At 70.0% G+C, this 26,773-nt stretch carries 19 protein-coding genes and 2 pseudogenes; 5 read left to right on the plus strand and 16 right to left on the minus strand.

Going from position 1 to position 26,773, the window contains the following annotated elements; translation table 11 throughout:
• Positions 1-317: 317 nt before the first annotated feature.
• A complete protein-coding gene (locus tag RV986_RS51335; RefSeq protein WP_475924709.1) occupies positions 318-1,022 on the plus strand; it encodes a TetR/AcrR family transcriptional regulator C-terminal domain-containing protein in 705 nt (234 codons plus the stop codon).
• 227 nt (positions 1,023-1,249) lie between these two features.
• Complete coding sequence (locus RV986_RS51340; protein ID WP_475923989.1) at positions 1,250-2,245, plus strand: NAD(P)-dependent alcohol dehydrogenase; 996 nt, start codon at positions 1,250-1,252, stop codon at positions 2,243-2,245.
• A gap of 114 nt (positions 2,246-2,359) precedes the next feature.
• Here the strand turns inward: RV986_RS51340 and RV986_RS51345 are convergent, their stop codons facing one another.
• From RV986_RS51345 to RV986_RS51385, 9 genes and pseudogenes are all read right to left on the minus strand, one after another.
• Entirely contained in the window at positions 2,360-2,686 is a 327-nt protein-coding gene (locus tag RV986_RS51345; protein ID WP_475923990.1) for a CU044_2847 family protein, read from the minus strand.
• A 50-nt stretch (positions 2,687-2,736) separates the two neighbouring features.
• Positions 2,737-3,954: an ABC transporter substrate-binding protein gene (locus RV986_RS51350; RefSeq protein ID WP_475923991.1), complete on the minus strand. Its 1,218-nt coding sequence runs from the start codon at positions 3,952-3,954 to the stop codon at positions 2,737-2,739.
• Positions 3,951-4,799: a hypothetical protein gene (locus RV986_RS51355; protein ID WP_475923992.1), complete on the minus strand. Its 849-nt coding sequence runs from the start codon at positions 4,797-4,799 to the stop codon at positions 3,951-3,953. Before RV986_RS51355 ends, RV986_RS51350 begins: the two co-directional genes overlap by 4 nt.
• On the minus strand, positions 4,796-6,232 hold the full coding sequence (locus RV986_RS51360; RefSeq protein WP_475923993.1) for a VWA domain-containing protein: 1,437 nt from the start codon (positions 6,230-6,232) through the stop codon (positions 4,796-4,798). The genes RV986_RS51355 and RV986_RS51360 overlap by 4 nt, the downstream gene beginning before the upstream one ends.
• Positions 6,233-6,329: 97 nt before the next feature.
• A complete protein-coding gene (locus RV986_RS51365) occupies positions 6,330-8,474 on the minus strand; it encodes a tetratricopeptide repeat protein (RefSeq protein ID WP_475923994.1) in 2,145 nt (714 codons plus the stop codon).
• Positions 8,475-8,483: 9 nt separating this feature from the next.
• On the minus strand, positions 8,484-10,184 hold the full coding sequence (locus RV986_RS51370) for a trypsin-like peptidase domain-containing protein (RefSeq protein WP_475923995.1): 1,701 nt from the start codon (positions 10,182-10,184) through the stop codon (positions 8,484-8,486).
• Positions 10,185-10,250: 66 nt separating this feature from the next.
• Positions 10,251-12,856: pseudogene (locus RV986_RS51375) on the minus strand (glycosyl hydrolase family 65 domain-containing protein).
• Between the two features lie 99 nt (positions 12,857-12,955).
• Positions 12,956-13,309 (minus strand): annotated as a pseudogene (locus tag RV986_RS51380) (histidine kinase); the annotation flags it as partial.
• 544 nt (positions 13,310-13,853) lie between these two features.
• The gene (locus RV986_RS51385) at positions 13,854-15,800 is read right to left on the minus strand and encodes a tetratricopeptide repeat protein (protein ID WP_475923996.1); all 1,947 of its coding nucleotides are present in this window, start codon (positions 15,798-15,800) and stop codon (positions 13,854-13,856) included.
• Between the two features lie 529 nt (positions 15,801-16,329).
• Here RV986_RS51385 and RV986_RS51390 point away from each other — a divergent pair.
• Both RV986_RS51390 and RV986_RS51395 read left to right on the plus strand, forming a co-directional pair.
• On the plus strand, positions 16,330-16,713 hold the full coding sequence (locus RV986_RS51390) for a transposase (RefSeq protein ID WP_475916209.1): 384 nt from the start codon (positions 16,330-16,332) through the stop codon (positions 16,711-16,713).
• 20 nt (positions 16,714-16,733) lie between these two features.
• A complete protein-coding gene (locus tag RV986_RS51395; RefSeq protein WP_475916208.1) occupies positions 16,734-17,738 on the plus strand; it encodes an IS3 family transposase in 1,005 nt (334 codons plus the stop codon).
• Here the strand turns inward: RV986_RS51395 and RV986_RS51400 are convergent.
• Entirely contained in the window at positions 17,733-19,871 is a 2,139-nt protein-coding gene (locus tag RV986_RS51400; protein ID WP_475923997.1) for an FxsB family cyclophane-forming radical SAM/SPASM peptide maturase, read from the minus strand. The genes RV986_RS51395 and RV986_RS51400 overlap by 6 nt on opposite strands.
• A complete protein-coding gene (locus RV986_RS51405) occupies positions 19,841-20,041 on the minus strand; it encodes a hypothetical protein (RefSeq protein WP_475923998.1) in 201 nt (66 codons plus the stop codon). The genes RV986_RS51400 and RV986_RS51405 overlap by 31 nt, the downstream gene beginning before the upstream one ends.
• A gap of 189 nt (positions 20,042-20,230) precedes the next feature.
• On the opposite strand from RV986_RS51405, the gene RV986_RS51410 reads away from it, so the two are divergent.
• Entirely contained in the window at positions 20,231-20,779 is a 549-nt protein-coding gene (locus RV986_RS51410; RefSeq protein WP_475923999.1) for a GNAT family N-acetyltransferase, read from the plus strand.
• 710 nt (positions 20,780-21,489) lie between these two features.
• On the opposite strand, the gene RV986_RS51415 is transcribed toward RV986_RS51410, so the two are convergent.
• The 5 genes from RV986_RS51415 to RV986_RS51435 all read right to left on the minus strand — a co-directional run bounded on the left by RV986_RS51415 (position 21,490) and on the right by RV986_RS51435 (position 26,667).
• Complete coding sequence (locus RV986_RS51415; RefSeq protein WP_475924000.1) at positions 21,490-23,934, minus strand: phosphoketolase family protein; 2,445 nt, start codon at positions 23,932-23,934, stop codon at positions 21,490-21,492.
• A 26-nt stretch (positions 23,935-23,960) separates the two neighbouring features.
• Positions 23,961-24,686, minus strand: coding sequence for an ANTAR domain-containing protein (locus RV986_RS51420; RefSeq protein WP_475924001.1), 726 nt, complete (start codon positions 24,684-24,686; stop codon positions 23,961-23,963).
• A 31-nt stretch (positions 24,687-24,717) separates the two neighbouring features.
• Entirely contained in the window at positions 24,718-25,566 is an 849-nt protein-coding gene (locus tag RV986_RS51425) for a GAF and ANTAR domain-containing protein (RefSeq protein ID WP_475924710.1), read from the minus strand.
• The gene (locus RV986_RS51430) at positions 25,563-26,009 is read right to left on the minus strand and encodes a hypothetical protein (protein WP_475924002.1); all 447 of its coding nucleotides are present in this window, start codon (positions 26,007-26,009) and stop codon (positions 25,563-25,565) included. Before RV986_RS51430 ends, RV986_RS51425 begins: the two co-directional genes overlap by 4 nt.
• Before the next feature lie 232 nt (positions 26,010-26,241).
• The gene (locus RV986_RS51435; RefSeq protein ID WP_475924003.1) at positions 26,242-26,667 is read right to left on the minus strand and encodes an STAS domain-containing protein; all 426 of its coding nucleotides are present in this window, start codon (positions 26,665-26,667) and stop codon (positions 26,242-26,244) included.
• Between the last annotated feature and the right edge of the window lie 106 nt (positions 26,668-26,773).

Below are 26,773 nucleotides of genomic sequence, written 5' to 3' on the forward strand. Positions count from 1 at the left end.
GGACCTTCGCCCACGTCGCTCTGGCTGTGGGGGCGGGGGGCGGTATGGCGGCGGGTCACCGGGGTGCTGCGCAAACGTCTGGCTCACAGGCTGCCGCCGCGGCCGAGCCGAGCGCGGGGAAACGGCCTGTATTGAGAAACGTCCCGGAGTGGACTGCCCTCGCCCGCTCCAGCCCCGCGGTAGTTGACCCACGTGGACCACTTCCCTTGCGTTGTTGGTGTACGGCGTATGCATGCTGGGGGAGCGCGTTGGGTAGACGCTGTACCTTCATCAAGGGGAAGGACGGTCGGCTCTGGGCCTTGCCCATATGAGAGGGGATTGTGGAGACAAGCACGCAGGCCGGCTCCGCCGCGCAGCCCCGCGCTCCCTTGAGCAAGGAGCGGGTTCTGGGCGCTGCCGTCGTCCTGGCCGACGAAGGTGGGGTCGACGCGCTGAGCATGCGCAAGATCGCGCAGGCGCTCGGCGTCGTGCCCATGGCGCTGTACAAGCACGTGGCCAACAAGAATGAGTTGCTGGACGGCATGATCGACGTCCTCGTCGGTGAGATCGACCCGCCGGCCGGCGACACCGACTGGAAGACCGCCATGCGCAGGCGGGTGCTGTCGGCCCGCCGTATGCTGCTGCGCCACCCGTGGGGCCCCGAGGTCATCGAGTCGCGGATCAAGGCGCGGGCCACCCCGACGCCTGCGGTCATGGAGTACCTGGACTCGATGATCGGGATCTTCCGGGCCGGAGGATTCTCGATCGACTTGATCCATCACGCGATGCATGTCATGGGCAGCCGTCTGCTGGGCTTCTCCCAGGAGCTGTTCGAGGACAACGCCTCTGACCGTGAGCCGGATCCGGACGCGATGCCGCCCGAGGAGATGGCCGCGCGCTATCCCAACATCACCGCACTGGCCATGGCGGTCGCTCACGACCAGGATTCTGTCGTCGGCTCGGGCTGCGACGACCAGTTCGAGTTCGAGTTCGCTCTGGACCTGACGCTGGACGGGCTTGAGCGGCTCCTGGGTACGACCTGACCCATCGGCGTTCTTCAGTCGTCGTCATCGCCGTCACCGTCGCCCAGAACGCTCCCCTTCTCTGCTCCCATCCTCATTCACCCCTTGACGGGTGTACGGCGTACACCTACTTTGCCATCAGTGGGGTGTACGCCGTACACCCCCAAGGTCCGCCACTGGTCGGCCCGGTGCTGTAACCGGCGAACGCTGCGAGCAGCAATCGATCACGAGGTGATGGGGGAGACCCGATGAAGGCGATCGTTCAGGAGCGGTTCGGCCCGCCGGACATCCTGCGGCTGGCGGACACCGACCGGCCCGAGGTCGGGGCCGATCAGGTGCTGGTGCTGGTGCGGGTGCGCGCCGCCGCGCTCAACCCGTACGACTGGCACATGCTGCGCGGCGACCCGTTCGTGGCGCGGCTGATGGGAGGCGTGGGGCTGACCCGGCCGAAGTTCCGGGTGGCCGGAATCGACGCGGCCGGGCAGGTGGAGGCGGTCGGCGCCGACGTAAGAGGGCTCCAGCCCGGTGACGAGGTACTGGGCTTCTGCCCGGGCTCCTTCGCCGAGTACGCGCGCACCACCCCGGATCTGCTGGTGCCCAAGCCCGCGAGCCTGACGTTCGAGCAGGCCGCGGCCGTACCGATGGGTGCGGTGACCGCCCTGCGTGGCATCCGGACCGTGGGGCGGGTGCAGGCCGGGCAACGTGTGCTGGTCAACGGGGCGGGCGGCGGCGTGGGCACGTTCGCCGTACAGATCGCCGCGGCCTCGGGCGCGGAGGTCACCGGGGTGTGCAGTGCCCGCAACGTCGAGCTGGTGCGCTCACTGGGCGCCGCGCACGCCGTCGACTACACCCGGGAGGATTTCACCGACCGGCGCGTGCACTACGACGTGATCCTGGACAACGTGGGCAACCGCCCGCTGAGTCGGCTGCGCCAGGCGCTCACCCCGACGGGGACCCTGGTGGCCAACGGCGGCGGCTCGCCCGGCCACGTCTTCGGGGCGATGGGCTCCATGCTGCAGCTGAGCGCGGTCAACGCGTTCGTCCGGCAGCAGCTCCGCCCGATCCTCCCGTCGGCCCCGGCCGGGCCGACCCACGAGGACCTGCTCGCCGTCACCGCGCTCATCGAGGCCGGCCGGCTCACCCCGGTGGTCGACCGGACCTACCCCCTGGCCGACACGGCCAAGGGCGTGCGCCATGTGGAGCAGGGCCATGCCCGCGGCAAGGCCGTGGTCATCGTGCCGTGAGCACCCGTGGCGGCCATTCGAGCCCCTGGAGGCCGTTCAACAGGGGCGCGGATACGGAACGTTGGCCCAACGCACGGAATCCGCTGCTCGCGAGTTTGGTTCCGGCGCAGCCCGTCATTCGGGTGTCGGTTCTGTGCCGCTCCAGCGGAGTGTGACGTCGAGATGGGCGCTGGCGCTGGCGCTCGTCAGGACCGCGCCCAGTTTGGCGTCCAGGGCGACGCCGAAGGTGACCTCCACCTCGTCGGGCCGTTGGGCCACGCTGCGGAACTGGCCGATCACCTCGGAGGCGGCGGAGGTGATCGGCGTCAGTGCCTCGCGCAGGCTGCTTCCCGCGCTCTCCAGACGGGTTCCCAGGCCCACGGCTCCGGTGCCGGTGCGGGCCGGTGGGGCTACGAGGACGACAGTGCCGTCGTCGAGGGCGAACTGGATGGCGTCGGGCATGAAGGCTCCTGGATGGATCAGGGACGGTTCAGAGGTGGTTCAGAGGTGCTTCAGGGGCTGCAGAGTGGTGTGGGTGGCGGGGATTTGGGGGGTGAGTATCCGAGTTCCTTTTGGACCTTGTTGAGTGCCGCCAGCAGTGGGGTCGGCTCCTTGCCGTTCGCGTACTCCAGGACCGCTCGGTAGAAGGCGGCGGACACATCGGGATCCATCGCGTCGGCGGCGCCGAAGCAGAGCGTGTAACGGGGGGAGCGGAGCATCCCGGCCACCCGGCCCTGAGTGGTGTTGTCGTACTTCGTCACCCTGCTGTCGGCGGAGAGCGCGAAGCCGGGTTCGTTCACCCAGGTCTGCTGGGCCCGCGCACTCGCCAGGTACTCGATGAACTCGTCGGCGCTCTTGTTCCCGGTGAACTTTCCGACGAAGTCCGCCGAGACCTCCAGGGCTTCACGGGAGGACGGTACGAACGTATACCCGTCGTCCTTCACCTGGTCCGACTCGAAAGACATCGCGGACAGGGCGCCGTGGCTCAGGGAACACCCCTTCTTGGTCATTTTCTCGGCGGCATCGCGGAAGTTGAGCGTGGCCGCGTCCTTGCGGGCACCTGCCACGAGGTTCCCCCACGCGGTCCACGCGTCCTTGACGGGCCCCTTGTCCCACTCGGCGTCCCCCGAGGCCCAGGTGGTGTACGGGCCGACACCCTCGTCGGCGAGCAGGATGTCCGCTATCCAGTCGGCGCCGGGCCAGCCGGAGGTCGGACCGGACTCCAGCCCCAGGCACCAGCTGGCGGAACGGGACCGCGGAGCGGTCCAGCTCTCGGGGGGCCGTGCGGTGACCCTGGTGTCGTACCAGATGAGGCTCTTGATGTCGGCCTTGACGGGGACGGCGTAGACGTCCTTGCCGTCCATGCCGAGCCCGCGGAAGGGCTGCACGTACGCGTCCGTGTCGACGTCGAGTTTCAGCAGCGTCCCTTCCGTCCGGTACTTGGCGATCGCTCCCACACTGGGCAGCACGGCCAGGTCGGGCTCCGCGTCCGCGGCCACCGCGGCGTCGAGCTGCTGGGTCAGGGCGCGGGTGACCTGTGGTTCGACGTCGATGTCGGGGTGGTCGTGCTCGAAGTTCTTGACGACCGCGTAGAACGCCTTGAACTCGGTGCCGGACCAGGGGACCATGATCGTCACCTTGTCCTTCCCCGGTTCGCCGCACGCGACCGGCGCCAGGAGCAGCCCGAGGACCAGGGCGCAGCGTACGAGGGGTGCCGTGAGTCTTCTCATGAGCGAGGGAACCTGTACTCGGCGAGACGGGGACGATAGGCCAGATACGCGAGCGCACCGGCGGCGACGAGCACGAGCAGTGCGATCCAGATGATGAGTGGGCCGGTCGTGCACATGGTGACGCCGATCGACGCGGTGGCCAGCAGGGCCACGACGAGCGCCGGGCTGGGGTACCGCCGGAAGCGGAGGGCGACGATATAGCCGGTCGCACAGACCAGCAGCAGCATGACCGCCACCGGTCCGATGAACAGGGGCCAGAGGAGATCGGGGTCGCGCCAGCCCGATCGGCGCTGGTCATGGCGGGCTTTGTCCTCCAGCACCTCAAGATCCTTGAGCGACTGCCTGAGGCCGCCCGTGAAGGGGACCGGGCGCCCGCCGTCGTACTCCCGCTTCGTGTTCAGTGCGCCGCCCGCCTTCTTCAGGGCCGGTGGCCCGTCGAGCACCGCCGTGTTGGCCATCTGCACGCACGTGGCCAACTGGCCCTGGACGAACTGGATATGGCTCAGTCCCTGCTCCCCGGCCGCGTTGCCCTCCGTCGCCGAGGTGAGGTGGGAGCTCACGCGGGCGGTGGCGTTGGCGAAGTCGGCGCCGGTGCCGATCAGGTCGAGCGCCCCGGTCCCGGAGACGGCCTTGAGCGCCTCGTCCGCCTTCCCGGCCTGGTCGTACGCTTTGTTGATGTGCTCGATGGCCGTCGTCGTGCGGCGAGCGGCGGCGATCTGCTCTCCGGCCCGGTTCGCCACCACCACATACAGCAGCGCCGTCACCGCCACCATGCCCAGCACGCCCGCCCTGAGCCATCGCAGCACCACGATCGGATGGGGCACGCGCAGCCGCACGCCGGTCACAACGCGTCCACCGGCTCACCGGCCACACCCGCGTCCCCGAACCGATGCCCGCACTCCTCGCAGAACTTGGCCGTGGGCGACGTCGACGTCGTACCGCACCGTGGGCACACGCGCGGCAACCCGGAGTCGTGGGGCGGGAGGTCGTGCGGGTCGACCGGTGGTCTCGCGGTCTTGGTCGAGTCGACGCCGATTCCCAGTATCTGGCCTCGGGAGACGTCCTGCCGCACCCGCAGCCGGCCGTCGGGGCCGCCGGCCGCCACCGCGCGCAACTGCTGCAGGCGCGTGGTGTCCCGGAGGGACTCCGCGAGCCCGATCGCGAGGCGCAGTTCGCGGTCCGCGCGGTCGAGGTCTCCGCGCAGGTGGGCGTCGGCACAGGCGCGCATGGCCATGCCGAGTTCGCGTTCGTTCTCGACGCGGGTGAGGTCGGGGGAGTGGACGATGCCGAAGCCGGGTGTCGAGCGGCGGCGTACGACCATGGCCGCGGTCTCGGAGCAGGACTGGCGGGTTCCGTCGGAGAACTCGGCGTGCAGCGTGATACGGGCGGCGCGCTGGGTCTCGTCGACGGTCAGGCTGTTGGGGTCGACGCGGAGGGAGATCTGGTACTGGCGGGTCTCCGGGGGCCAGGAGCCAAGGGGGATGTGCGTCTCGTCGCCCCGCTGTTGACGCGCCGTCAGTTCGGCCTCGACGGGGCGGGTCTGCCGTACGAACGCGAGCTGGAACCGGCTGTTGAGGCGCAGGCCCAGATACACCCGGGGCACGACGATCCGCTGCGCCTCGCGCATCAGGCGGGTGAAGTCCTCCGTGAGGTCGGAGATGGTGACGACGGCCTCGGCGGTGCCGTGCAGGGCCTCGGTGACGCGGAGGAGTTCGGTGTAGTGCCAGTCGTCGCCCAATCCCCTTGCGTGGCAGACGAACTGGTCGGTGCACGTCGTGAGGATCTCGCCGAGTTGTTCGGGTGTCTCGTGCTCGTCCTTGCCGTCCGTGTAGAGCACCGCGTGGCGCACCGTGCCGGGGGATTCCACCGAGGCGAAGAGGTCGCGGGCGCGGGCCAGCCACTGGCCGATCGCCGTGCCGCCCTCCGGGAGTTGGCCGACGACCCGGAGCTTGGCGTCCTCCCGGGTCCGGGCGTCGACGCGGGCCAGGTCGCCCGTCGTCGGGAAGATCACATCGGCCTTGTGATTGCCCGCGACGATCCCCAGGAGGGTGCCGTCCCGCAGGGTGTCGATGGCCGCGCACATCGCGCGTTTCGCCTCGTCCAGCTTGTGGCCGGACATGGACAACGAGCGGTCCATGATGAGGATTTCGGCACTCGGAGTCTGCGCGGCCGAGCCCGCGGCGGAGCGTGCCGTGACGGTGATCAGGGCGTCCGCGCGGCGCTCGTCGTAGGGCAGATCCGAGGGCGCGTCCACTTCCAGGGCAAAGCTGAGCCCCAAGGGTGACCTGTCCCCCACCGGCACCACCCGATCGCGTCGTTGCGTGTTCCCCTACGGATTCCCCTACGGAGCGTGATCGTTTCCTCGACGGAACGTATTAGGAGCTTAGCCCGCTGGGCGTTGCTCCGAAACGGGAATGACCCGTTCTGCCAGGCTTTCCCGGCCATCTCCATCTCAGCGCCGGACGCAGCCGGTTCGCCAGGTCCACCAGTGCGACATACTCGCGCTCGGTCGGCGCGTGCGGGCCGAGGGCGCGGATCGCGTCGGACAGCTTCAGCCGGTCGTGGGTGCGCAGGAACTCCGCGTACTGGATCTCGGCACTCAGTGCGGCGGCCGCCGCCTCGTCCACGTCGAGGCCGGGCAGGGCCGCCCTGGCCCGGGCCACGTCGTCCTCGGTCGGCACCGGGTGGCCCGGCTCGGAGAGGACCATGACACGCAGGCGTACGGCCGCCACGCGCGCCTCGCGCTCGTAACGGAACTCCTTGGCCAGCTGCTCGGCGACGTCCACCGCCTTCGCGCGCTCGCCGGCCAGCAGCAGGACGCGGGCCAGGCCGAAGCCGGCCGCACCGAGCGCGGGGGTGGTGTCGAAGACCGTGCCGTAGTGCGACCGGGCGACCGTGCGGTCCCCGCGGAGCTCGGCGCACAGGCCGAGGGCGAGGTGCGGTATCAGCTCACCGGGAAGTGCCCTGCGCACCTGCGTGAGCACGACGGCGGCCCGCTTCGGGCACCCGTCGGCCAGCGCGATCAGACCGCAGTACCAGTCGGACAGCCAGTGCCAGTCGGGCAGGCCCGCCGCCGCGAGCTGTCCTGCCGCCGAAGCGGCGTCCTTTCTGCGCAGGGCGAGCCGGCTCTCGGCCAGCGCGCCGCCGGCCGAGCTTGTGACGTCCGGGTCGTCGGGATCGGACAGGGGGGCCGGGAGGGCGGCCGCGACGTCGCCGGGTTCCGGTGAGGAGAACGGCGCGGGCATCTTCAGCAGCGCTTTCTCGTCCGGCTGCGCCTCTACCCAGTGGGCGAGGGGCCGGGCCGCGCCCAGCCCGCCGTGCAGCGGTTCGGGCACCGAGCCGAACAGGGCGGAGGGACGGGCCACCTGACGATGCGTCGGCGGGGCCGCCACGACCTGCCGGATGACACCGCTGAGCTGTTCCGCGAACTGCCGTGCCGACACGAACCGCCACCACGGCCGCTCGGGGTCCGTGGCACGGTCCAGCAGCAGATGGAGCGAGTCGACGCCCGGTGCGGAGCGGTCCGTCCAGCGGGAGCGGCAGACCTCGCGCAGGGTCATGCCCAGTCCGTAGAGGTCGAAGCCGGGGGTGGGGTGCAGATGCTCCGGATCGGTCTCCGGCGGCGCGTACGCCCTCGTGTACGCCACGACAGGACCGGTGTCCTTCGTGTGGCTGCGCACCGCGCCGAAGTCGATGAGCCGCACCCGGTCGAGTGCGCCCGCCGGGCTCTCCTCCCGGAAGCGGATGATGTTGAGGGGCTTGACGTCGCAGTGCAGCAGGCCCCGGGCGTGCAGGTAGTCGAGCGCCTGGAGGACGCGGACGCCGTGTGCGAGGAGGGTTTCGAGGCGGTCGCCGTCGCTGGCCGAGAGGGGTTCGCCCGGTACGTATTCGAGGACGAGGTGCGGCCCTTCGTGCTCGTAGCCCAGGATGCGGACGATGCTGTCGTGCCGGAGCCCGACCAGGACGTCCCGTTCGTGCCGGGCGGTCTTGGCGACCGACTTGTGCAGAGCCTTGAGGACGACGTGGGTCGCGAGATTGCGGTCGTGGGCGAGGTAGGCGGCGCCGTACGCCCCCGAGCCGACGACGCGTGTGACGTCGTAGCGACCGGCGATGGTGAGGCCGCCTGGCTGGGCGAAGTCGAAACGGGTGCCGCAGTGCGGGCAGAAGCCGGCGGTCCGGCCCGGCTCGCCGTCGTGGCCGCGGCCGACCGGCTGCCTGCAGGAGGGGTTGGGGCAGAAGCGGTGCGCCTCGGCGACCGGGTCCGGCGAGCTCAGCTGTACGTCCGGGGCCTCCAGGGCCTGATCGGAGTCGACCAGGCCGAGGCCGTACCAGGGGTCCGGGCGTACGTGCGCCACGCCGACGCCCGCGCCGCCCCGCGCCGGCGGCTCCGGTTCCGGGGTGTGGTCCGCCGCCGCGGTGTCGTCCTGTGGCAGCGGCTGCCGGTCGCACACCTCGCAGAAGCCCTGTTCGTCGATCGCGCCGCGCCCGCAGTCGGGGCGGTTGCACATCTGACGGCTCATTCCCATGTGTCACCTTTCCTCGAACCGTCGGTTGACCTCGTCGATGTAGCGCCTGACCAGCGTGCGGGCGGCCCCGAGGTCGATCGGCTCGGTCTGCAGCGCGCGGGCGGCGGGGGCGTGCCGCTCGGCGAGCCGTCGGTCCTCGTCGCCGAAGTACCGCGCGGCCCGGAGGCGGTGCAGTTCCAGGGCGGCGGTGAGGTCCTCGTGAGCCGCGATCAGCCGGCGCAGGTCGTGATCGAACCGGGCCAGGGCGGCGCGGGCGTCGTCGGCCCGGTCGTGGATCGCGGTGAGTTCGGGGTTGGGTTCCGTCGCCCGGGCCACGGCCAGCCGGACCCGTAGCCGGGGCGCGGCGCGGGGCGGCAGCCGGGGCGCGGCGAAGAACCGTACGCCCCGCCTCTGTTGCAGCGAGGACGCGGCGGCCTCCTCCGCTGCGAGCTGTCCGACGACCGTGTGGACCTCGGCGGCGGTCATGCTCCGGCCGGCGTCCCCGCGCAGCGGTTCGGGGTCCAGACAGACGTCGTGGGCGAGGTCGGCCGGTGGCACGCCCTCGAAGCCGAGGACGAGGCGGACGCCGCGCGACCGGGCGCGGGCGGCCAACTGCCCCAGCAGCTCCCGTACGAGGGCCTCCGGGTCCTGGGCCCGGTCGACGCGGCCCACCACCAGGCAGGCGGGCGGTCTGCGGCGCAGCAGCTGTTGCCGCACCTCGTGGGCGTCCCCGCCGGGGAGTCCGAACCGGCCCGTGAGGTAGTTGCTGACGTCGGCGACCGACCTGCCGCGCGCGTCGTAGGCCGCGTCGAAGGTTCCGAGCCCGAGGACGGTGTCCCCGGGGGCGCCGGTGAGTTCGGCGTCGGTGACGGTGGCCCGGGCCGCCGGATCGGCCGTCCGCACCAGACGGACGAGCCAGGAGTCGCCCACGGCGGTCGTGCCGCCGGTGCCGACGACGACGGTGCCGGACCAGTCGCTGTCGAGCAGCCGGGTGAGCTCCTGCGTCAGCGCGAGCCGCAGCGGGTCGCCCAGCACGTCCCCGGGTAACTCACCGTCCGAGGGCCCCAGTTCGTTATTGCTGTCGCCGCCGGTGAACTCCTTGATCCGGGGCAGATACATCAGAATCGTCTCGGTCGGCAGCATCCAGGCCGCCTTCGCGTCGCCGTTGACGTAGTCGGCCACCACGATGCCGATGACGCGGCCGTCGAACTCGCCGCCCACCGCCATCGCCCCGGCGCCCGAGTATCCCCGCTCGATCCACGGGTCGCCCTCGCGCATCCGCTTCAGCAGGCCCCACTCGCCCTGCCGGTGGCCGGATCCCGCCAGCTGCGCGTCCGCCCCCATGCCGAACGGTTCGTCGTGGGGAAAGCCGTACACCTGGACCGTGCCGCCGGAGATGGGTGCTTTCCACAGCGTGGTCCGGGTGCCGCAGCCGGCCGGCTCGTCGAGTTCGAGCAGCGCCACGTCGCCGCGCTGCGTGCCGTGGTCGTGCACCCACGTGCCCGGGACCACGTGCGCGGTGCGGGTCCACTCCGGGCGGCACGCCACACTGCTGATCCGCACATGAGACGTGGTGCCCCCGGGTGCCGCCCCGGCGTACCGGACCACGTGTGCGCAGGTGAGCACATGCCGGTCGTCGAGCAGCACTCCGGCGCCACAGGGTATGCCTTCCTCGTCGTCCACCCTCACGCGCCACGGACGGTCACTGTGGTGATGCAGCGCCATATGCCCACGGTATGGCAACGAGCGCCACATTGACCCGGATTGGCGAGACGGGGTCGGTTCCGGCCGTCACCTCTGTACGTTCAGTTCGGCCAGTGCCACCGCCTCACCGCGTACGCTCACCCGCACGTACCGGACCGCGCTTCCGTCCGCCCGGTGCCAGGCCCGGCCGTCCGCGGAGACCTCGACGGTGGACGACGTCGGCCGCTTCTGCCAGGTCGGCAGGACCGTGCCGACGTTCATCCCGCGTCCCAGGTCGACGGTGAGGGCGGCGCGCTCGGCGGCGGGGGACCAGACGGTGGCCGGGCTGCCGTCCACGGCCGCCTCCGGGTACAGCCCCGGCTCGGCCGAGGTCGCCGTCACCGGCCGGCAGCGGGCCAGGTCGGGGGTGGGGGTGAGGTCGGGGCGGCGGGTCTTGAGGGTGACCGTGCCGGAGAGCGTGTAGCGGCCCTCGGGGGTGTCCAGGGGGATCGGGTCACCCGAGCGCAGCCGGACCGTGGTGGTCTCCGGCCCGATCCCGATGTCGTACGTCCGCCCGCGCCACCGCAGTCCCGACAGGCGCACGCCGTCCGTGAGCTGGGGCGGGAGCGTCGGGTCGAGGTGCAGGGCGTCGGCGCGCAGCCGTAGACCTGTCAGGCCGTGGGTGAAGACCTGCAGGAAGCCGCCCTTGCCGGTGAGGAAGTCCTGGGCGGGGAGCCGGAGAGGGGGTCGGCGGCGCCCGCCTTCTCGCCGCGCGATTCCGAGAACAGCGCGAACGGGCCCCGCGCGAAGGGCTGGTAGGCGCGCCGCAGGAAGGTGTACGCGGTACAGCCCGGCTCGCCGATCGCGGCCGCGTCGATCGCGTGCACGGAGTCGGTCATGGCTGGGCCGTCCGGATCGGTGCGCGCGGTGTAGTAGTCGAGCGTGGCGGCCGCGGCGCCGTCCGGCATGGGCCACTCCAGCGGATAGACGAGCAGCACGGTGTCGGCCTGCTTGATCGGGGAGCCGTCGTAGCCGTCGTACTGGAGGAAGACCTTGCGCCGGGCGTCGTACGGGATGCGCAGCCGTCCGGCGATGCGCAGCCAGTCGGCCGGGGCGGGGCTGCCCAGCACGCGGGCGGCATCGGCCGCGGCGCGCAGCGCGGTCGCGGCGACGGCGTTGGTGTAGGCGCCGTCGGTGACGCCGTTGCTGTACTCGTCGGGACCGGCCACCTCCTTGATGGAGTAGGAGCCGTCGGTGTTCGGGGTGACGCGCGAGACCCAGTAGCGGGCGAGCCCTTCGAGCAGGGGCCACCCCCGTTCCCGCAGCCATGTCCGATCGCCGGTGGACAGGTAGTACTGCCAGGCGGCCAGCGCGATGTCGCCCTGGAGGTGGTTCTGGGTGACGCAGTGCGGCGGCTGCCAGCTCTGGCACTCGCTCCACAGCCGGCCGCGGCTCGCGCTCGTCCAGGGGTAGAACAGCCCCTTCACGGCGGTCTTCGCGGCGTTCTCGGCGGCGGCCGCGCGGGTGCGGTACCGGTACTCCAGCACCGGGCGGGCCAGCTCGGGGCGGGTGGCCAGCAGCGACGGGAACATCCACGTCTCCGCGTCCCAGAAGATCATGCCCGCGTAGTTGTCGCTGGTCAGCCCCGTCGGCGCGATGCTGTCCCGGGCGCCCGCACGCAGCGACGACAGCAGACCGTACTGCGCCGAGCGCACCCAGAGCTGCAGGTCGGGGTGGCCGGGCACCTCGATGTCGGCGTCCCACAGAGCACGCCAGGCGTCCTGGTGCGAGCGGAGCAACGCCGCCCATCCGCGCCCGGCGGCCCGGTGCGCGGCGGTGCGGGCGGCGGCGCGGGGGTCGCGGGAGGTGAGGGCGGTGTCGACGCCGACGTACTTCGTGGCGGTGTAGGTGCGCCCGGAGCGGACGGACAGGGTGACGTCCTGACGGGCACTCAGTTTGCTTTCAGCACGGACGTGTTGCCGGGGGTGTCCGCCGGGCGCCTCGAACGTGGACGCGACCGCGCCGTCGGTCCTGGTGCCGTCGGTGCGGAACGCCACACCGATCGTGCGCGCGTCGACGGACCCCGCGTCGGTCTGCGCGACCCGGCGGGCGCCCCGGCCGTCGATGCGGTCGGTGAGGGTCAGCCGGCCGCTCCAGCGCGGGGTGACGCGCAGCCGTACGGCTCCGGTGTGCGGGTCGTCCCGGGAGGTGAGGACGTCGTACGTGAGGTCCGTCCGGCGGCCGTCGGAGCCGGTCCAGGTGAGGCTGGTACGGAGGTGGCCGCAGCGCAGGGAGAGCGTCTGCCGGTACCGGCCGACCCGGCTGTGGGCGCCGTAGGTCTCGCCGCCGGCCGTCACATCGAGCCCGGTCCAGTTGGGGAGCGCGGCGAGCGCGTCGCGGCCCGCGGTGTTCTCGGGACCGCGGGCGTAGAGCCCGGAGACGAAGGCGCCGTCGTAGCGCGGGGTGTACAGCGGCCAGCCGGTCTTCTCCCCGCCGGCCGCGTATCCGGTGCCGGTGGGCGGGACCCGGGTGGCGAGGTAGCCGTTGCCGACGTACGGGTGGTGGGGGTCCTTCGGGTCGATCCGGGTGGCGCTCGGGGCCCAGCCCGGTGCCGTGCACCCGTCGCCGGGGGAGCGGGGCGCGGAGTGGGCCGGGGGGAGGGGCAGGAGCAGGGCGGAGGCCAGGAGGGGGGCGATGAGATGGGGGTTCTTCACGGGTCGACGATGCAAGGCGGAAGGGGCTGAAGGGGGGAGATACGCCGGGTATTACCACGTACGAGGCGCGAACGGGTTGTCCCTCTACGGTCGGTCGGACGGTCGGCGTGGGTGGGTGGGTGGTGTGTTCGTGACGGTCACGCCGAAGGGGCACGGTAGTCGGCGTGCCAGAGCCGTACGGTCGCGGAGGCGCCGGGCGCGTGTTCGCGGACGTTGGCCGGGTCGGTGGCGGCGACCTGGAGGGCACCGGCCTGTACGGCGATCAGGCTGACCTCGTGGGAGACCACGTCGTGCATCTCGCGGGCGAACCGGGCGCGTTCGCGGGCGAGGACGGCCTGGGAGTGCAGCAGGCGTTCGTGCTCGCGCGCTTCCTCGATCTCGACGAGCCGGCGGGCCGGATCCCGGCGGGCCTGGACGAGTTGGCCAGGGGAGCACGGGGGTGGCGGCGGTGGCAGGAGCTGCCGTGGCCGAGGACGGCGAGCGAGACGCCGGTGATCGCGAGGCGTGTACGGACGACGGTGGCGGTCAGGTCGAGGTGGGGCACCGCCATACCGGCGATGACGAAGGGGATCCGCCCAGATGCCGTCAGCGCCGGCGGCGGGGGCGCGCGGTGGAAGGGAAATCCGCTGTGCGAAGGCGCTCTCTCCTTGGCCGAACTGTGCCAACCCGGACTGCTGCGGTTGTAAGCGCCCCCTCAAGGACGCTCCCACCAGTGCAGGGCCGTGACCTGCGGAGACGTCCCTTCTAGGGTGTCGGAACACCGACTTGCGTCCAACGGATGGAATCCGCTGCTCACTTCGGTGAAGCATTGTCCCTGGGTTCTCCGCCGGGACAAGCAGCCAACGCTGCGACCTGCAGGGAAGGTTGTTGGGGCCGGACTGAAGCCGTGGGGGCGGGTTGGCGTGGCTGCAGGAATGGCTGGGTTGAAGGAGGTGTCGCCGTCCTCGCCCCAGCCGGCCCGGCAGTGCGCTTGGTGCTGGAACTTCGGTCGGCGGTCTTACCCCGCGGCCGGGGGATCCTCATGCACCTCGCCGTAGTGCTCCGCGAGACACCGCCTGGCATCCTCGGCCATCGGGTCACGGAGAGTGTCGAGAACCGCGACCGCCTCGACCAGTGCCTCCTGGGCGACGGCTGCCCTGCCGACAGCGGCGAGTTGCCTGCCCAGCTCCACGAGTGAGCGGCCCAGGCCCAGCAGGTCGCCGACCCGGCGCCGTACTGTGACGGCCTGCTCGTACCAGCTGATCGCTTCACTCGTTCGTCCCTGGACTTTGCAGACGGCACCGAGGCCGTGCAGGGATTTGGCCTCTGCGGGCAGATCCGCGGTCTCGCGTGCGCCGGCGAGAGCCCGCTCGTACTCCTCGAACGCCTCAGCGGGGCGACCGAGGCTCAATTCGAGCGCGCCGATCTCGCTCAGGGTGATCGACTCGCCGCGACGATCACCGTTTCCCTGACGGATGGCCAGTGCTTCGCGCTGGCGGTGCAGAGCTTCCTCGTATCGTCCCATGAGACGCAGCGTCCAAGCGATGTTGTAGGCGCTCGTGGCCTCCCACCATCGGTCGCTGATGTCCTGGCTGACTCGCAGCGCTTCGGTGAAATGCAAAAGGGCGTCTTCGTGGCGCTCCAGATCCGATTCCGCCCCACCGAGACAGATCAGGCTCCAAGCTTCTGCCCACCGATCACGCAACCGCCGCGAGGCTTCGACCGCGGTCGTCGACAGTTCGAGTCGGTAGACGTTGTGCCTGCGTAGACGCAGGAAGTAGACCAGCGCCACGGGAAGCTTCCACGCCACCTCGTCCAGACCGAGTTCCACGGCCTGCTGCACGGCAGGGACCAGGCTGGACAGTTCGGCGTCGCACCACCGGAGGGCCGTGGCGGGATCGGAGAACGACGCGTTTCCCTGGTGCTCCGCACGGTCGAGAGGAACGTGCTGCCGTTCGGGGACAAGGACGTGATCGACGGCGTCTGCCATGCGCAGATAGAACGAAAGCTCGCGGCGCAGTGCGTCGGTTCGTTCCTCCTGTGATTCCTCTTCCGCCACCCGCTCCCGGGCGTAGTCTCGGAGCAGGTCGTGATATGCGTACCGCCTTTCTCCGGTTTCCTCAAGCATGTTGACGGCTGTCAGCCTGCGCAGGACGCGTCGTGTCTCGGCCTCGGGAAGGGCCGTCAAGGCGGCAGCGGCCGGTACAGAGAAATCTGGCCCCGCATGGAGCGACAGCAGCCTGAAAGCCTTGGCGGTCGCTGGAGGCAGTTGTTGGTACGACCACGAGAACACCGCGCGAACCTCCATTTCCTCGTCCAGTGCGGAAAGTGCTTCGAGTCGATGGTTGTCGTCCGTCACCTCCTCAAGGAGCGCCGTGAGACTGGTGTCGGAACTCGCCTGCCGGGCCGCCATCCTGACGGTGAGAGGCAGGCGGCCGCAGCGCAGCACGAGTTGTGACGCGCCGTCCGTGTCCCGGTGACCGGACAGGCGCGAGAACAGTTCCACCGCCGCGGGTGTGTCGAGCGGCCTGACGGGCAGGTGTGTCGCCCCGTCCACCGCGGTCAGACTTCCCAGCTGGTTCCTGCTCGTGACGATCGTGAAGCAGACGGGTGACGAGGGGAGCAGTGGCCGCACCTGCTCCGAGGAGGCTGCGTTGTCCGCTACCAGCAGCAGCCGTTTTCCGTCGAGCAAAGTTCTGAAGAGCGCCGACATGGCGTTCAGATCACCGGGCATACGGTCGACCGGGGCGCCCAGCGCCGAAAGGAATCCGTGGAGTACCTCCTCGGGCGGCAACGGAGCAAGGCGATCGTAGCCACGGAGGTTCACGTACAACTGGCCGTCAGGGAATTGCTGTTTGACCGAATGAGCCCAGAAGACGGCGAGAGCGCTCTTGCCCACGCCGGCCGGGCCCGAAATCAGCACGACCTCGTTCTCGGCCGTGGCGAGCTCGCTCAGCCGGGTCATGGCGTCGGCCCGGTCCGTGAAACAGGTCGCGGCCCTCGGGAGCTGCCTCGGTACCGGGAGGCCGTTCTGGACACCGTTCACGCCGCCGTAGATTGTCCCGGCCTGCACGACATGCGTGGCCTGTCCCCCGAAAACGTTGCTCTTGTTGTCTGCGTTCATGTGCGTGTTTCCGCCGTTCGTGGAACGCCGACCAGGGGGGTGGAATCGGGACAGGGAACCGCGGGGAGCGGTGACCGGTCGGCCAAGCGGTCGATCGTGGCGCGCAGACCGGTGGCGAAACGGACTCCGGCCGGGGCCAGAGCCGCCGCGTCCGTGAGGGCATCCACGGTGAGGTCCGCCTGCTCGAGATGGTGCCGGAACGCCGTCGCGGCGTTGATCATCCGCCCGTGACCGGCATGGGGGAGGGCGACGGAACGCGCTTGCCACAGCTCCGCCAGAGACACATGGGCGTCCCTCTCTGTCAGCCTTGGGTGAGACATCCCGTTCTGCGGGGTTAGCCTGAGAGGGCACGACAGGAGAACCGTCCCTTATGCCCAGCACAGAGCCCGTCGGGTCCGACCCGGCGCCGAGGCCGAAGCGCCGCACTTTCACCTCGGAGTACAAACTGCGGATCGTCGCCGAGTACGACGCCGCGCCCAGGAACGAGAAGGGTGCGGTCCTGCGCCGGGAACGGCTCTACCACTCGCATGTCAAGGAGTGGCGGACCGCCCGGGATGCCGGGGCCATGGAAAACCTGGTCGACCGCCGGACCAGCCCGGCCCGCGCGAAGAAGTCTGCCGCGGAGGTGGAGAACGAGAAGCTGCGGCAGCAGGTGGAGCGGTTGCAGAAGGACCTGGCCCGGAACAAGGCCGCGCTCGAGGTGATGGGAAAAGCTTCCGCGCTCTTGGACATGATCTCCGAGAGCGCGGACTGAAGCCTGCCGCCGCCCCTGTCGTGGACGAAGCGTTCACCAGCGTCGAGGCTCAGCTGGGCGTCACAGCCGCCTGCCGGCTGACCGGCCGCTCCCGCGCCACGCACTACCGCCGGCTCCGGCCCCCGCCGCCACGCAGAGCACGTGCCCCGCAGGTGCAGCCGTCGGCCCTGACGGCCGAAGAGCGGGCTGCGGTCCTGGAGTTGATGAACGGCGACGAGTACGCCGAGCTGGCGCCCGCACAGATCTGGGCCCGCGAGCTGGATGCCGGGCGCTATCACTGCTCCGTCTCGACGATGTACCGGATCCTGCGCGAGCAGGATCAGTCCGGGGAGCGCCGACGGCAGGCCACCCATCCCGCCAAGGCGGTGCCCGAGCTGGTCGCCACAGGGCCCTCGCAGGTGTTCACCTGGGACATCACCAAGGCAGCCGGACCGGTCAAGGGCGTCTGGTATCACGCCTACGTGATCATCGACATCTTCAGTCGATACATCGTCGGGCACACCGTCGAGCGGGCCGAATCGGCGGTGCGGGCCGAGGAGTTGATCCGCGAGACCATCGCCCGCAACGGCATCGTGCCTCAGACCGTGCACGCCGACCGCGGCACCTCGATGACGTCGAAGAAGGTCTCCCAGCTGCTGATCGATCTGGGCGTGACGCGGTCGCACTCGCGGCCGAAGGTCTCCAACGACAACCCCTACAGCGAGGCCCAGTTCAAGACCACGAAGTACATGTCGGACTACCCCGAACGGTTCGATTCGCTGGCCCACGCCCGCGAGTGGTTCGACGCGTTCATCGCGTATTACAACCACGAGCACCGGCACTCGGGCATCGGCTGGCACACCCCCGCCTCCGTCCACTTCGGAACCGCCGAGGAGGTCCGCGACCAGCGCGCGGTCACCCTCGCCGAGGCATACACCCACCACCCCGAACGCTTCGGCCGCCGCCCCCGACCACCCGAGATACCCCAGACGGCCTGGATCAACGACCCGGCCAAGCGCAGGAAACCCGCACCACAAACCTCATAGCGTCACGACCGTCTCACTGGACTTGAAATCTTCCGCGTAGAGGTGGTGGAAGGCCTCCCGCACAGGCAGGGGGCCGACGTGGTGCGGCACCCTCACGGGGGAAGATCCAGCCACCGTGAAGAACTCGTACATGTCCATCAGAGCGGTCAGTTTGGTGCGCTGGAACTCGCGAAGCAGGGTAGCCGCGATATCGGTGTCGGCGGCTCCCTCAGGCATCGCCACGCCTATCCCACCGAAGGCGCGCTGTGTGCCGTACGCCTCGGTTCCGTGATCAACCGGCGTAGTCCGGAGCGGTACTAACGTCCGCAGCCCCACGCGCAGTGGGCCCGCGTACTCGGGAACCAGCCGGGACAACTCGTCCCCCGCCTGGCTGAGGGCGAGCTCCCAGGTCTCCCACTGACGAGGGGAAAGACGGTTCCACGCTGTCCGGCCGTGGCCGAGGCGATAGGGGTCGAGGTCGTCGATCGTGACGGACAGCGATGCGGCGGTCAGTTGTCTGATCTCGATCCACCCGGACGGCGGTCGACCGGCTCCGTCGATGGACAGGACCGCGGTGGCGCCGTCGCCCGCGACGCGTGACGCCCCCAGGCCAGGCAGATGCACCAGTCCGGCTCGTACGGGCAGCCGCAGCCTGGTGGTGACGCCGGCCCGCCAGGCGACAGCGGCTGCGAGGCCGGCGATGTGCGCCAGGTCCTGTTCTCGGCAGCTACTGCCGTCGGCACCAAGACAACGGACCGCCCACGTCTGCACAAAAGGGTGACGGAGGACTTCCGCTGTGGCGGCCGGATGGCGGCCGTCCAGTTCGATCAGCAGATCTCGGCCGAGTGTCGCCGCGACCGCCAGGTCCGAACAGCCTTTCGGCTGGGCCCCTCCGGCGATGAGTGCCCGCGTCATGGAGAGTTGTGCGTGCTGCAGAGCCCTTGTCCCCTCCACCGTCCCGGCTCCGGCGGCGAAGGCGTCGAAGGCCCCCTTCGGCAGGTGGTGGATGGCCGGAGGGTGGTCATCGCCGGGCGAACCGCTGCCGGTCCCTGACCGAACCGCCGTAACCTCGGACGCCAGGAGACCCAGGTCGGCGCAGTAGACCGACGGGTTGTCGAATCCGTTCTCCCGCCGGTAGCGATGGGCGTACAGACCGCCGCCGCAGATATGAACCACCGGACATGCGAGGCAGGTCATGCAGAGGTCCGCGTGGCGCTCGTTCCTCGCCGCCATGCCCGGATGCCCCATCAGTTGGTCCAGACTGTGGGTGAAGACGGTCATACCCGTTGCCGGCGCACCTGCGTGCGCCGTCTTCAGGGAGTCGGCCTGCTCCCACGATCCGTCGGTGTCCACCACGGCGAGAGCGACGGGACGGAGTCCCACGGCCTCGCTGCCGCTGGATTCCCCGCGCGATGCGGCGGTCAGAGCGTCGAACAGACGGATCGGTACCGGTCTGCCGTCTGTGAGCCACCGGGAGTGAATGCGGCGCAACCACGCGCCGTAGGGTGCAGGAGTTGACCCGTGGCCGGGCGGCGGGTTGGCCCAGGTGGCGTGTGGCAACAGAAAGTCCAGATGCGGTGGGGACTCTTCAAGTAACGCTTCGTAGACCGCGATCGGATCGTTTGCGATGTCCACGGTACAGAGAATGCCGCCGTAGAGATGGTGGAACTCCGGCCGCCTCAGCAGAGCGAGTGCGCGCAGTACCTGCGCGTGGCTGCTGCGGCCGTTCGCGTAACGGCGGTGCCGGTCGTTCGACGACCTGTCGCCGTCGAGTGAGACACCGACCTGTACGCCGTGTTCGTCGAAGAGCCTGCAGAACTGGTCGTTCAATGTGACACCGTTGGTCTGGACGTGCAGGCTGACCCGGACCGTGTCGTCCAGAACTCCGCGTAACGTCTCGATGATGTCCCGCAGACGCGAGATGCCCAGAAGGAGGGGCTCGCCGCCGTGGAGGGTGATGCGCACTCCTGGCAGCTGATGGATTCGCGCGTGTTCCGCGATGCGTCGTCCCACGTGGGCCGCGATGGCCGGAGTCATGGTTCGTGGCTTGTCCCGCCAGCTCTGATCAGCGTGTTCGTAGACGTAGCAGTGATCGCAAGCCAGGTTGCAGCCGCCGTGAACCTTCAGCACGAATTGGTCGATGAAGGAACGCACTCGTCCCCGCCGATTTCGGAGTCGAAGGCAGCCATCCGCGCTGGCGCGTCCGGGGTGAGAACGCGTACCCGCAATGCGGCGGCCAGAACGGTGGAGTCGGTGAAAAGGCTTGCCAAGGAGATGTGTGTGATGTCGGGAAGCGGATGCCCGGGAAGATCCGTATCGCTCATGGTCACCTCTTCTGCATCGCGAGCGAGGCGGGGGCCGATCGAGAGTGCACAGTTCTCAGGTGGGAGGAGGGTGGTATGAGCGCGGACAGTAATCGAATGCCCTCCAGTAGTGACAAGATAGCAGCGGGCCGTCTTTCTGTCTGTGGCACTTTGGGATTGTCTACCTGCCTGGTGGCGTAGACTCCCCCGGTGAGTTTTGAACCTGATCGGATATCACAGGTCGTACTCCGGCCGGTTGCCGCTGATGACGAGGAAAGATTTCTCGAACTGGCGCGCGTCAGCACCGATCTCCACCATCCGTGGGTACGACTGCCCCGCACGCCCAGCGGCTTCTCGTCCTACCTGTCGAGATCGGATCAGGGCACCGCCGCCTGCATGGTTCTCTGTCTCAAGGACCAGGGCGATCTGGTGGGCATGATCAACATAAACGACATTGCGCGTGGCCCGTACCAGAAGGGCGTACTCGGGTATGCCGCGTTCCTTCCCTATGCGGGCCAGGGCTACATGTCGGTGGGTGTCGCGCTGGCGGTGCATCATGCCTTTGAGTACCTCGACCTGAACCGTGTGGAGGCTGACATTCAGCCTGGGAACGAGGCCTCCCTGAGACTTGTTCGGCGGCTCGGCTTCCGTAAAGAGGGCTTCTCACCCGGCTTCATCAAGATCGCGGATCTCTGGCGCGACCACGAACGCTGGGCGATCACCCGGGACATGGAGCTTCCTGTCGTTCACCGGGAATGAGGTTCTCGGCGAGGTGGTGACATTGAGCCCGGGCATTACCTGGTTCCACAGGTTCTGACATTCCTGATGGAATCCCGGGGCGCGGGTGAACTCCTCGTCCAGCGCCGTCGCAAGTTGTGCCTGGGACTGCGGTACCTCGGGGCGACTCGCGAATCGTTCTCTGAATCGTCGGAAGAGTGCGGAGAGAGCGGCACCTGCGGATTCGCCCGCTCCGGTCGCTACGCCGACGGCGAGGGCTCCGGCGATGGTAAGGGGTAAGGGGTAAGGGGTAAGGGATCCAAGGTGTTCTCCGCTCTGTCAGTAGGCCCCGTCCATCATGCAGGCGCGGGAATGCGCATCGGATCGTGCCTCTCTCTCGCGGAGACCAGCGGCCCGCGAAGCCGTAGCTGTGTGAGAGTGGCCGGCTGTCGGGCTCGGGACACCCGCAGGGCGTGGGGAACAGGGGGCTGCAACTCGGGGGCCCGTTGCGACGTTTCGATCGCCGTGGTGGCAGGGCGCTGCGCAGCTGCCGCCCGAGGACCGCCAGGACGCGGACGTGGTGCGTGTGTACGGCGTTCGGGTCGACGGCCGCGAGCCGCTTGGAGGCCTCACCCGCCTCACCCGTCGCGCCTCCCGACGGGCCATCGGGACTGCTCGCGAGCGCGGCCAGTACGGCCTTCGCGTCTTCGGCGGCGGCGTCCCCCCAACCCACAGCTCTGTCACACGGGCCGTCACTGACTCCAGGTCCATTCGGCGACCTCGGGCAGGTCCGTCCCATGGGCACGGATCCAGTCGTGATGGCGGTAACGGACGTCGACCATCCGCTGCCGCAGCGCCGCCGCGCGGACCGTGAGACCGGGCACCCGGTCGATGACGTCCATGACCAGCCGGTACCGGTCGAGGTCGTTGCGTACGACCATGTCGAACGGGGTCGTGGTGGTGCCCTCCTCCTTGTAGCCGCGCACGTGCAGGTGCGAGTGGTTGGCGCGGCGGTAGGCGAGCCGGTGGATCAGCCACGGATAGCCGTGGTAGGCGAAGACGACGGGTCTGTCGGGGGTGAACAGCGCGTCGTACTCGCTGTCGGGCATGCCGTGCGGGTGTTCCTCCGCGGGCAGCAGCCGGGCGATGTCGACGACGTTGACCACCCGTACCACGAGTTCGGGCAGGTGGTGGCGGAGCAGCGAGGCCGCGGCCAGCACTTCGAGGGTGGGTACGTCGCCCGCGCAGGCGAGCACCACGTCGGGCTCGCCGGGCTCGCCCGGGTCGGACTCGGTGCCGGCCCAGGCCCAGATCCCGGCGCCGCGGGCGCAGTGCGCGCGGGCGGCGTCGAGGTCGAGCCAGTCGAAGCAGGGCTGCTTGCCCGCGACGACGACGTTGACGTAGTCGCGGCTGCGCAGCACGTGATCCGCCACGGACAGCAGGGTGTTGGCGTCCGGGGGATAGTAGACCCGCACGACCTCCGGCGACTTGTTGAGTACGTGGTCGACGAAACCGGGGTCCTGGTGCGAGAAGCCGTTGTTGTCCTGGCGCCACACGTGCGAGGTGAGCAGGTAGTTGAGGGAGGCGATCGGGCGGCGCCAGGGGAGCCGGCGGGCGACGCGCAGCCACTTGATGTGCTGGTTCGCCATGGAGTCGACGATGTGGACGAAGGCCTCGTAGCAGGAGAACAGGCCATGCCGCCCGGTGAGGAGGTAGCCCTCCAGCCAGCCCTGGCAGGTGTGTTCGGAGAGGATCTCCAGCACCCGGCCGCCGCGCTCCAGGTGTTCGTCCGTGGACAGTACCTGGGCCTCCCACGCCTTGCCGCTCGCCTCGTAGACGGCCTGGAGGCGGTTGGAGGCCGTCTCGTCCGGGCCGACCAGCCGGAAGTCGCGCCGCTCGCCCGTGTCGGCCATCACCTGCGCCAGCAGGTCGCCCAGGACGCGGGTCGGCTCGTGCGCCGTCGCGCCGGGCTTGTCGACCGTGACGGCGAACCGCTCCAGGGGCGGGAGGGGCAGGTCCTGCAGCAGCAGGCCGCCATTGGTGTGCGGGTTGGCGCCCAGGCGGTGTGTGCCGTCGGGGACGCAGGCCAGGACCTGTTCCCGGGGGCGTCCGTGTTCGTCGAAGAGCTCCTCGGGCCGGTAGGAGCGCAGCCATCGCTCCAACTGCCGCAGGTGGTCCGGGTTTTCGCGTACGGCAGGCAGCGGCACCTGGTGCGCTCGCCAGGTGCCCTCCACAGGGACGCCGTCGACCTCGGCGGGTCCGGTCCAGCCCTTGGGCGTGCGCAGCACGATCACCGGCCAGCGAGGGCGCTCGGCAGTGCCTTCCGTACGGGCGGCGTGCTGGAAGGCGGCGATACGGTCCAGGGCCTCGTCCATGGCGCCGGCCATCGCCTGGTGGACGGCGTGCGGGTCGTCGCCGGTGACATGGAGGGGCTCGTGGCCGTATCCCCTGAGCAGGGAGTCGAGTTCGGGCTCCGGTATCCGGGCCAGGACCGTCGGGTTGGCGATCTTGTAGCCGTTGAGGTGCAGGATCGGCAGGACGGCGCCGTCCCGTACCGGGTCGAGGAACTTGTCGGAGTGCCAGGAGGCGGCCAGCGGGCCCGTCTCGGCCTCGCCGTCGCCGATCACGCAGGCCACCAGGAGCCCCGGGTTGTCGAACGCGGCCCCGTAGGCGTGCGCGAGGGAGTAGCCCAACTCGCCGCCCTCGTGGATCGATCCGGGGGTCTCGGGGGCGACATGACTGGGGATGCCGCCTGGGAAGGAGAACTGCCGGAAGAGGCGAGCCATGCCGGCCGCGTCCCGGGTGATGTCCGGGTAGGTCTCGGTGTAGCTGCCCTCCAGCCAGGAGTTCGCCACCACGGCGGGGCCGCCGTGACCGGGCCCCCAGACACAGATCGCGTCCAGGTCCCTTGCTTTCACGACCCTGTTGAGGTGGGTGTGGACCAGGTTCAGTCCCGGTGAGGTGCCCCAGTGCCCCAGCAGACGCGGTTTGACGTGCTCGGGTGCCAGGGGCTCGGTCAGCAGGGGGTTGGACATGAGGTAGATCTGCCCGACGGCCAGGTAGTTCGCCGCCCGCCAGTGGGCGTCCAGCGCGCTCAGTTCTTCCTCGTCGAGGGGGTCGGGGCGGTCGGGGCGGTCGGGATCGGCGGAGGTGTCGAGCGCGTCGCGGGAGGTCTCGCGAGGGGGGCCGAGTGGCATGACGAACCCTTCTTGAAGAGGGCTGCTCAGGAACTTCGGGAACTGAGGCCGGGGAGGAATTCGGCTTCGTCGATGAAGGCGCGGGCGACGTCCGAGAGGCGGCGGTTGTGGGAGCGGGCGTAGGCCCTCAGGGTGGTGAAGGCCTGTTCCATGTCCGTGTGGCGGCGCTCGGCGAGTTTTCCCTTGGCCTGTTCGATCAGGACGCGGCTGCTGAGGGCTGTCTGCAGTTGCTCGTTGAGGAGCGTGCTGCGCTCGGTGGTGCGTTGTTGCAGCAGGCTGATGGTCGCGACGTCGGCGAGAGCCTGGGCGAAGGGGGTGGCGGCGGGACTGAGGGGCGCCGGGGTGGTGTGGAAGAGGTTGAGGGCGCCGACGACCTCGTCGCGCAGACGCATGGGCAGCGCCTGGACGGCGGTGAAGCCGCTGCGCTGGGCCTGGGCGGTGAACAGGGGCCAGCGGGCGGCCACGTCGCGCAGGTCGTGAACGGAGACCGCATTTCCGGTGTGGAAGCAGTCCAGACAGGGACCTTCGTGGTTCTGGAGCTGGAAGAGTTCCAGGAGGTGCCCCCGTTCGTCGGAGGCGGCAATGACGCGCAGCACTCCGTCCCGGTCGGCGAGCAGGACGCCCGCCGCGCTCGCGTCGAGCAGATCGACGCAGCGGTCGGTGAGCAGGCGTAGGAAGTCCGTGAGGTCGAAGTCGGCGACGAGACTGTCCGCCAGCTCGACGAACGTCCGGGCCATCAACTGTTCCTTCATCGTGCACACCTCTGTCCGTGGGGCGTGAGCATCAGGGCTCCTCGTCGGGCGGTCGCGCATCCGGTGGTTGTATGTCGGACGGAGTCGTGCCTGGGGGGAGGCGGAGCCGGTGGGCGATCACGTCGGCGGCGACCACCGAGATCCGTGCCCCCCGGGCGTACGCGTGGGCGCGCAGCCGGATGAAGGCTTCCTCGAAGCCGACGCCGAGCTGCACCATGAGGATGCCGGTGGCCTGGTCGATCTCGGCGCGGTAACCGCCCAGGTCGTCGAAGGGCGCGGTGCCCGGCCGGTCGTTGCCGGACGTGTTTGGGCCGGCCGCGTCGGTGCCGGACGTGCCGGTGCCTGCCGCGTCGGTGTCGAACGGGACACCCGTCTCACTGATCCGGGCATCGAGCAGAAGCAACGTGGCAGTGTCGGCGAAGGCCATCGCGTCGGCCACCTCGTCCGCGTCCAGCGCGACCGAACTGCTGGAGTACAGGTCGAGTACGCCGGGGCTGATGGCCCCGATCTGCAGGGGGAAGGCGAAGACCGCTCTTGCCCCGGCTTTCAGGGCCGCGTCGGTGAACGCCGTCCAATGCCGCTGGAGTTCACCGGCCAACAGGTCGGGGCAGAGGACCGTCGAGCCGAGGACGTAGGCGTCCACGCACGGTCCCTCGCCCAGTGTGAGCTGGAGTTCTTCCAGATGCTGACTGACGGAGTCGGTGCTGCACAGCGGATGACTCGCCCGCCCGCGGGACATCGCGGACATCCCGGCTCCGCCGACCGGTAGCGCCGCCACCGCCGCCGTACACACATCGAGGACGCCGACCCGGGCGCCGCGCAGGGCCGCCTGCTCGGCCACGAGAGCCTGGATCCGCGCCGACCGGCCGCCGGGGATCACGACGACCACCGGGTCCAGGCGTGGTGATCAAGCCCCTTCGGCCTCGCCGCCGTTCGCACCCCCAAGGGGAGAAGCAGCGACAGGAACACGGCGCCGTCGGCCACCCTGCGGACGTCTCCGACATCCTTCCGGGCCTGGGCCCGGGCCCGGGCCCAGGAGCGGAGAGCGGCCAGGACCGGCTGGTCGGCCCGATCCGCCGAGGCGACACCGAGTGAAGCCTGGTGCTCGGAAAGCAGCCGTTCCTGCAGCCGCCGGGCCACGTCCCGGCACCCCGCGTGCGGGTGGACCAGGTTCCCGGTGAAGGCGAAGGCACGGGCGGGGTCGGTGAGCCGGCCGACGGCGAGCGGGAGAGCTCCGTCGAATCCCAGCCGCCCGGAGCCGTCGTGGCGTGCAGGGAATCCGAACGCGCAGCCCACCAAGTTCGATGCCTCAGCGGTCAGCATCGCGAACCCGGTTGCCAGGTGTCATGCGCGACCGGGCGCAGGAAGTCCTTCCGGCCACGGTGCTCCCCACCGGGTGGCGTGGCGCAGGACTCCACGTACGGGTCCGTCGGGTCTTCCCGCAGTTCCTCGGCCTGCCGGCGGTTGAGCCGACGGGGGCTCAGGGGCGTCGTGCGCGTCCCGAGCGGCTGGTGGTCTGCGTGTCTCCGCGGTCGGATCGGCCAGGGCAGGGCCGTCACAGCACACTGCCCGGGAGAGCAGTCGGCGCCGGGGCGAGCCGGTGCGCGGCCTGGTGCACGAGAGAGGTCCTCGGGGGTGGTCGGCTCCCGGCGAAGGCATCCGGGAGAGCGAGGAAGAGGGAGCCGGAGCCGGTGAGGGCGCCGAGACGTTCCAGCGCCGGGCTGGGGTGGTGCAGTTGCAGGGACCCTGCGGCCGCGGCGGTGTGCAGCAAGGCGTGGAGGAAGGAGTTGACGCCGCCGCAGTCGCAGAAGGTCACGGCGGTGACATCGCCGTCGATGGCGCGGATGCCGTCCTGGAGGCACCGCTCCGGTGACGCGTGCGCCAGAGGCGCCGAACTCAGGTCGATCTCGCCGGTCGGGGTGTCCAGCGCCCGGTTGCCGGTGTCGTGCCGGTAGACGTTCGGGATGGGTGGGACACTCATGGGCAGGGTGCCTCGGTTCACGAGACCGTGCCGGGCTCCCGGAACGGTCGTACTGTCATGCAGGCAGGTGAGTGACCGATCCAGCAGCCGATGTTCCGGGGCGTAG

The sequence above is a fragment of the Streptomyces sp. RLA012 genome, assembly GCF_056270325.1.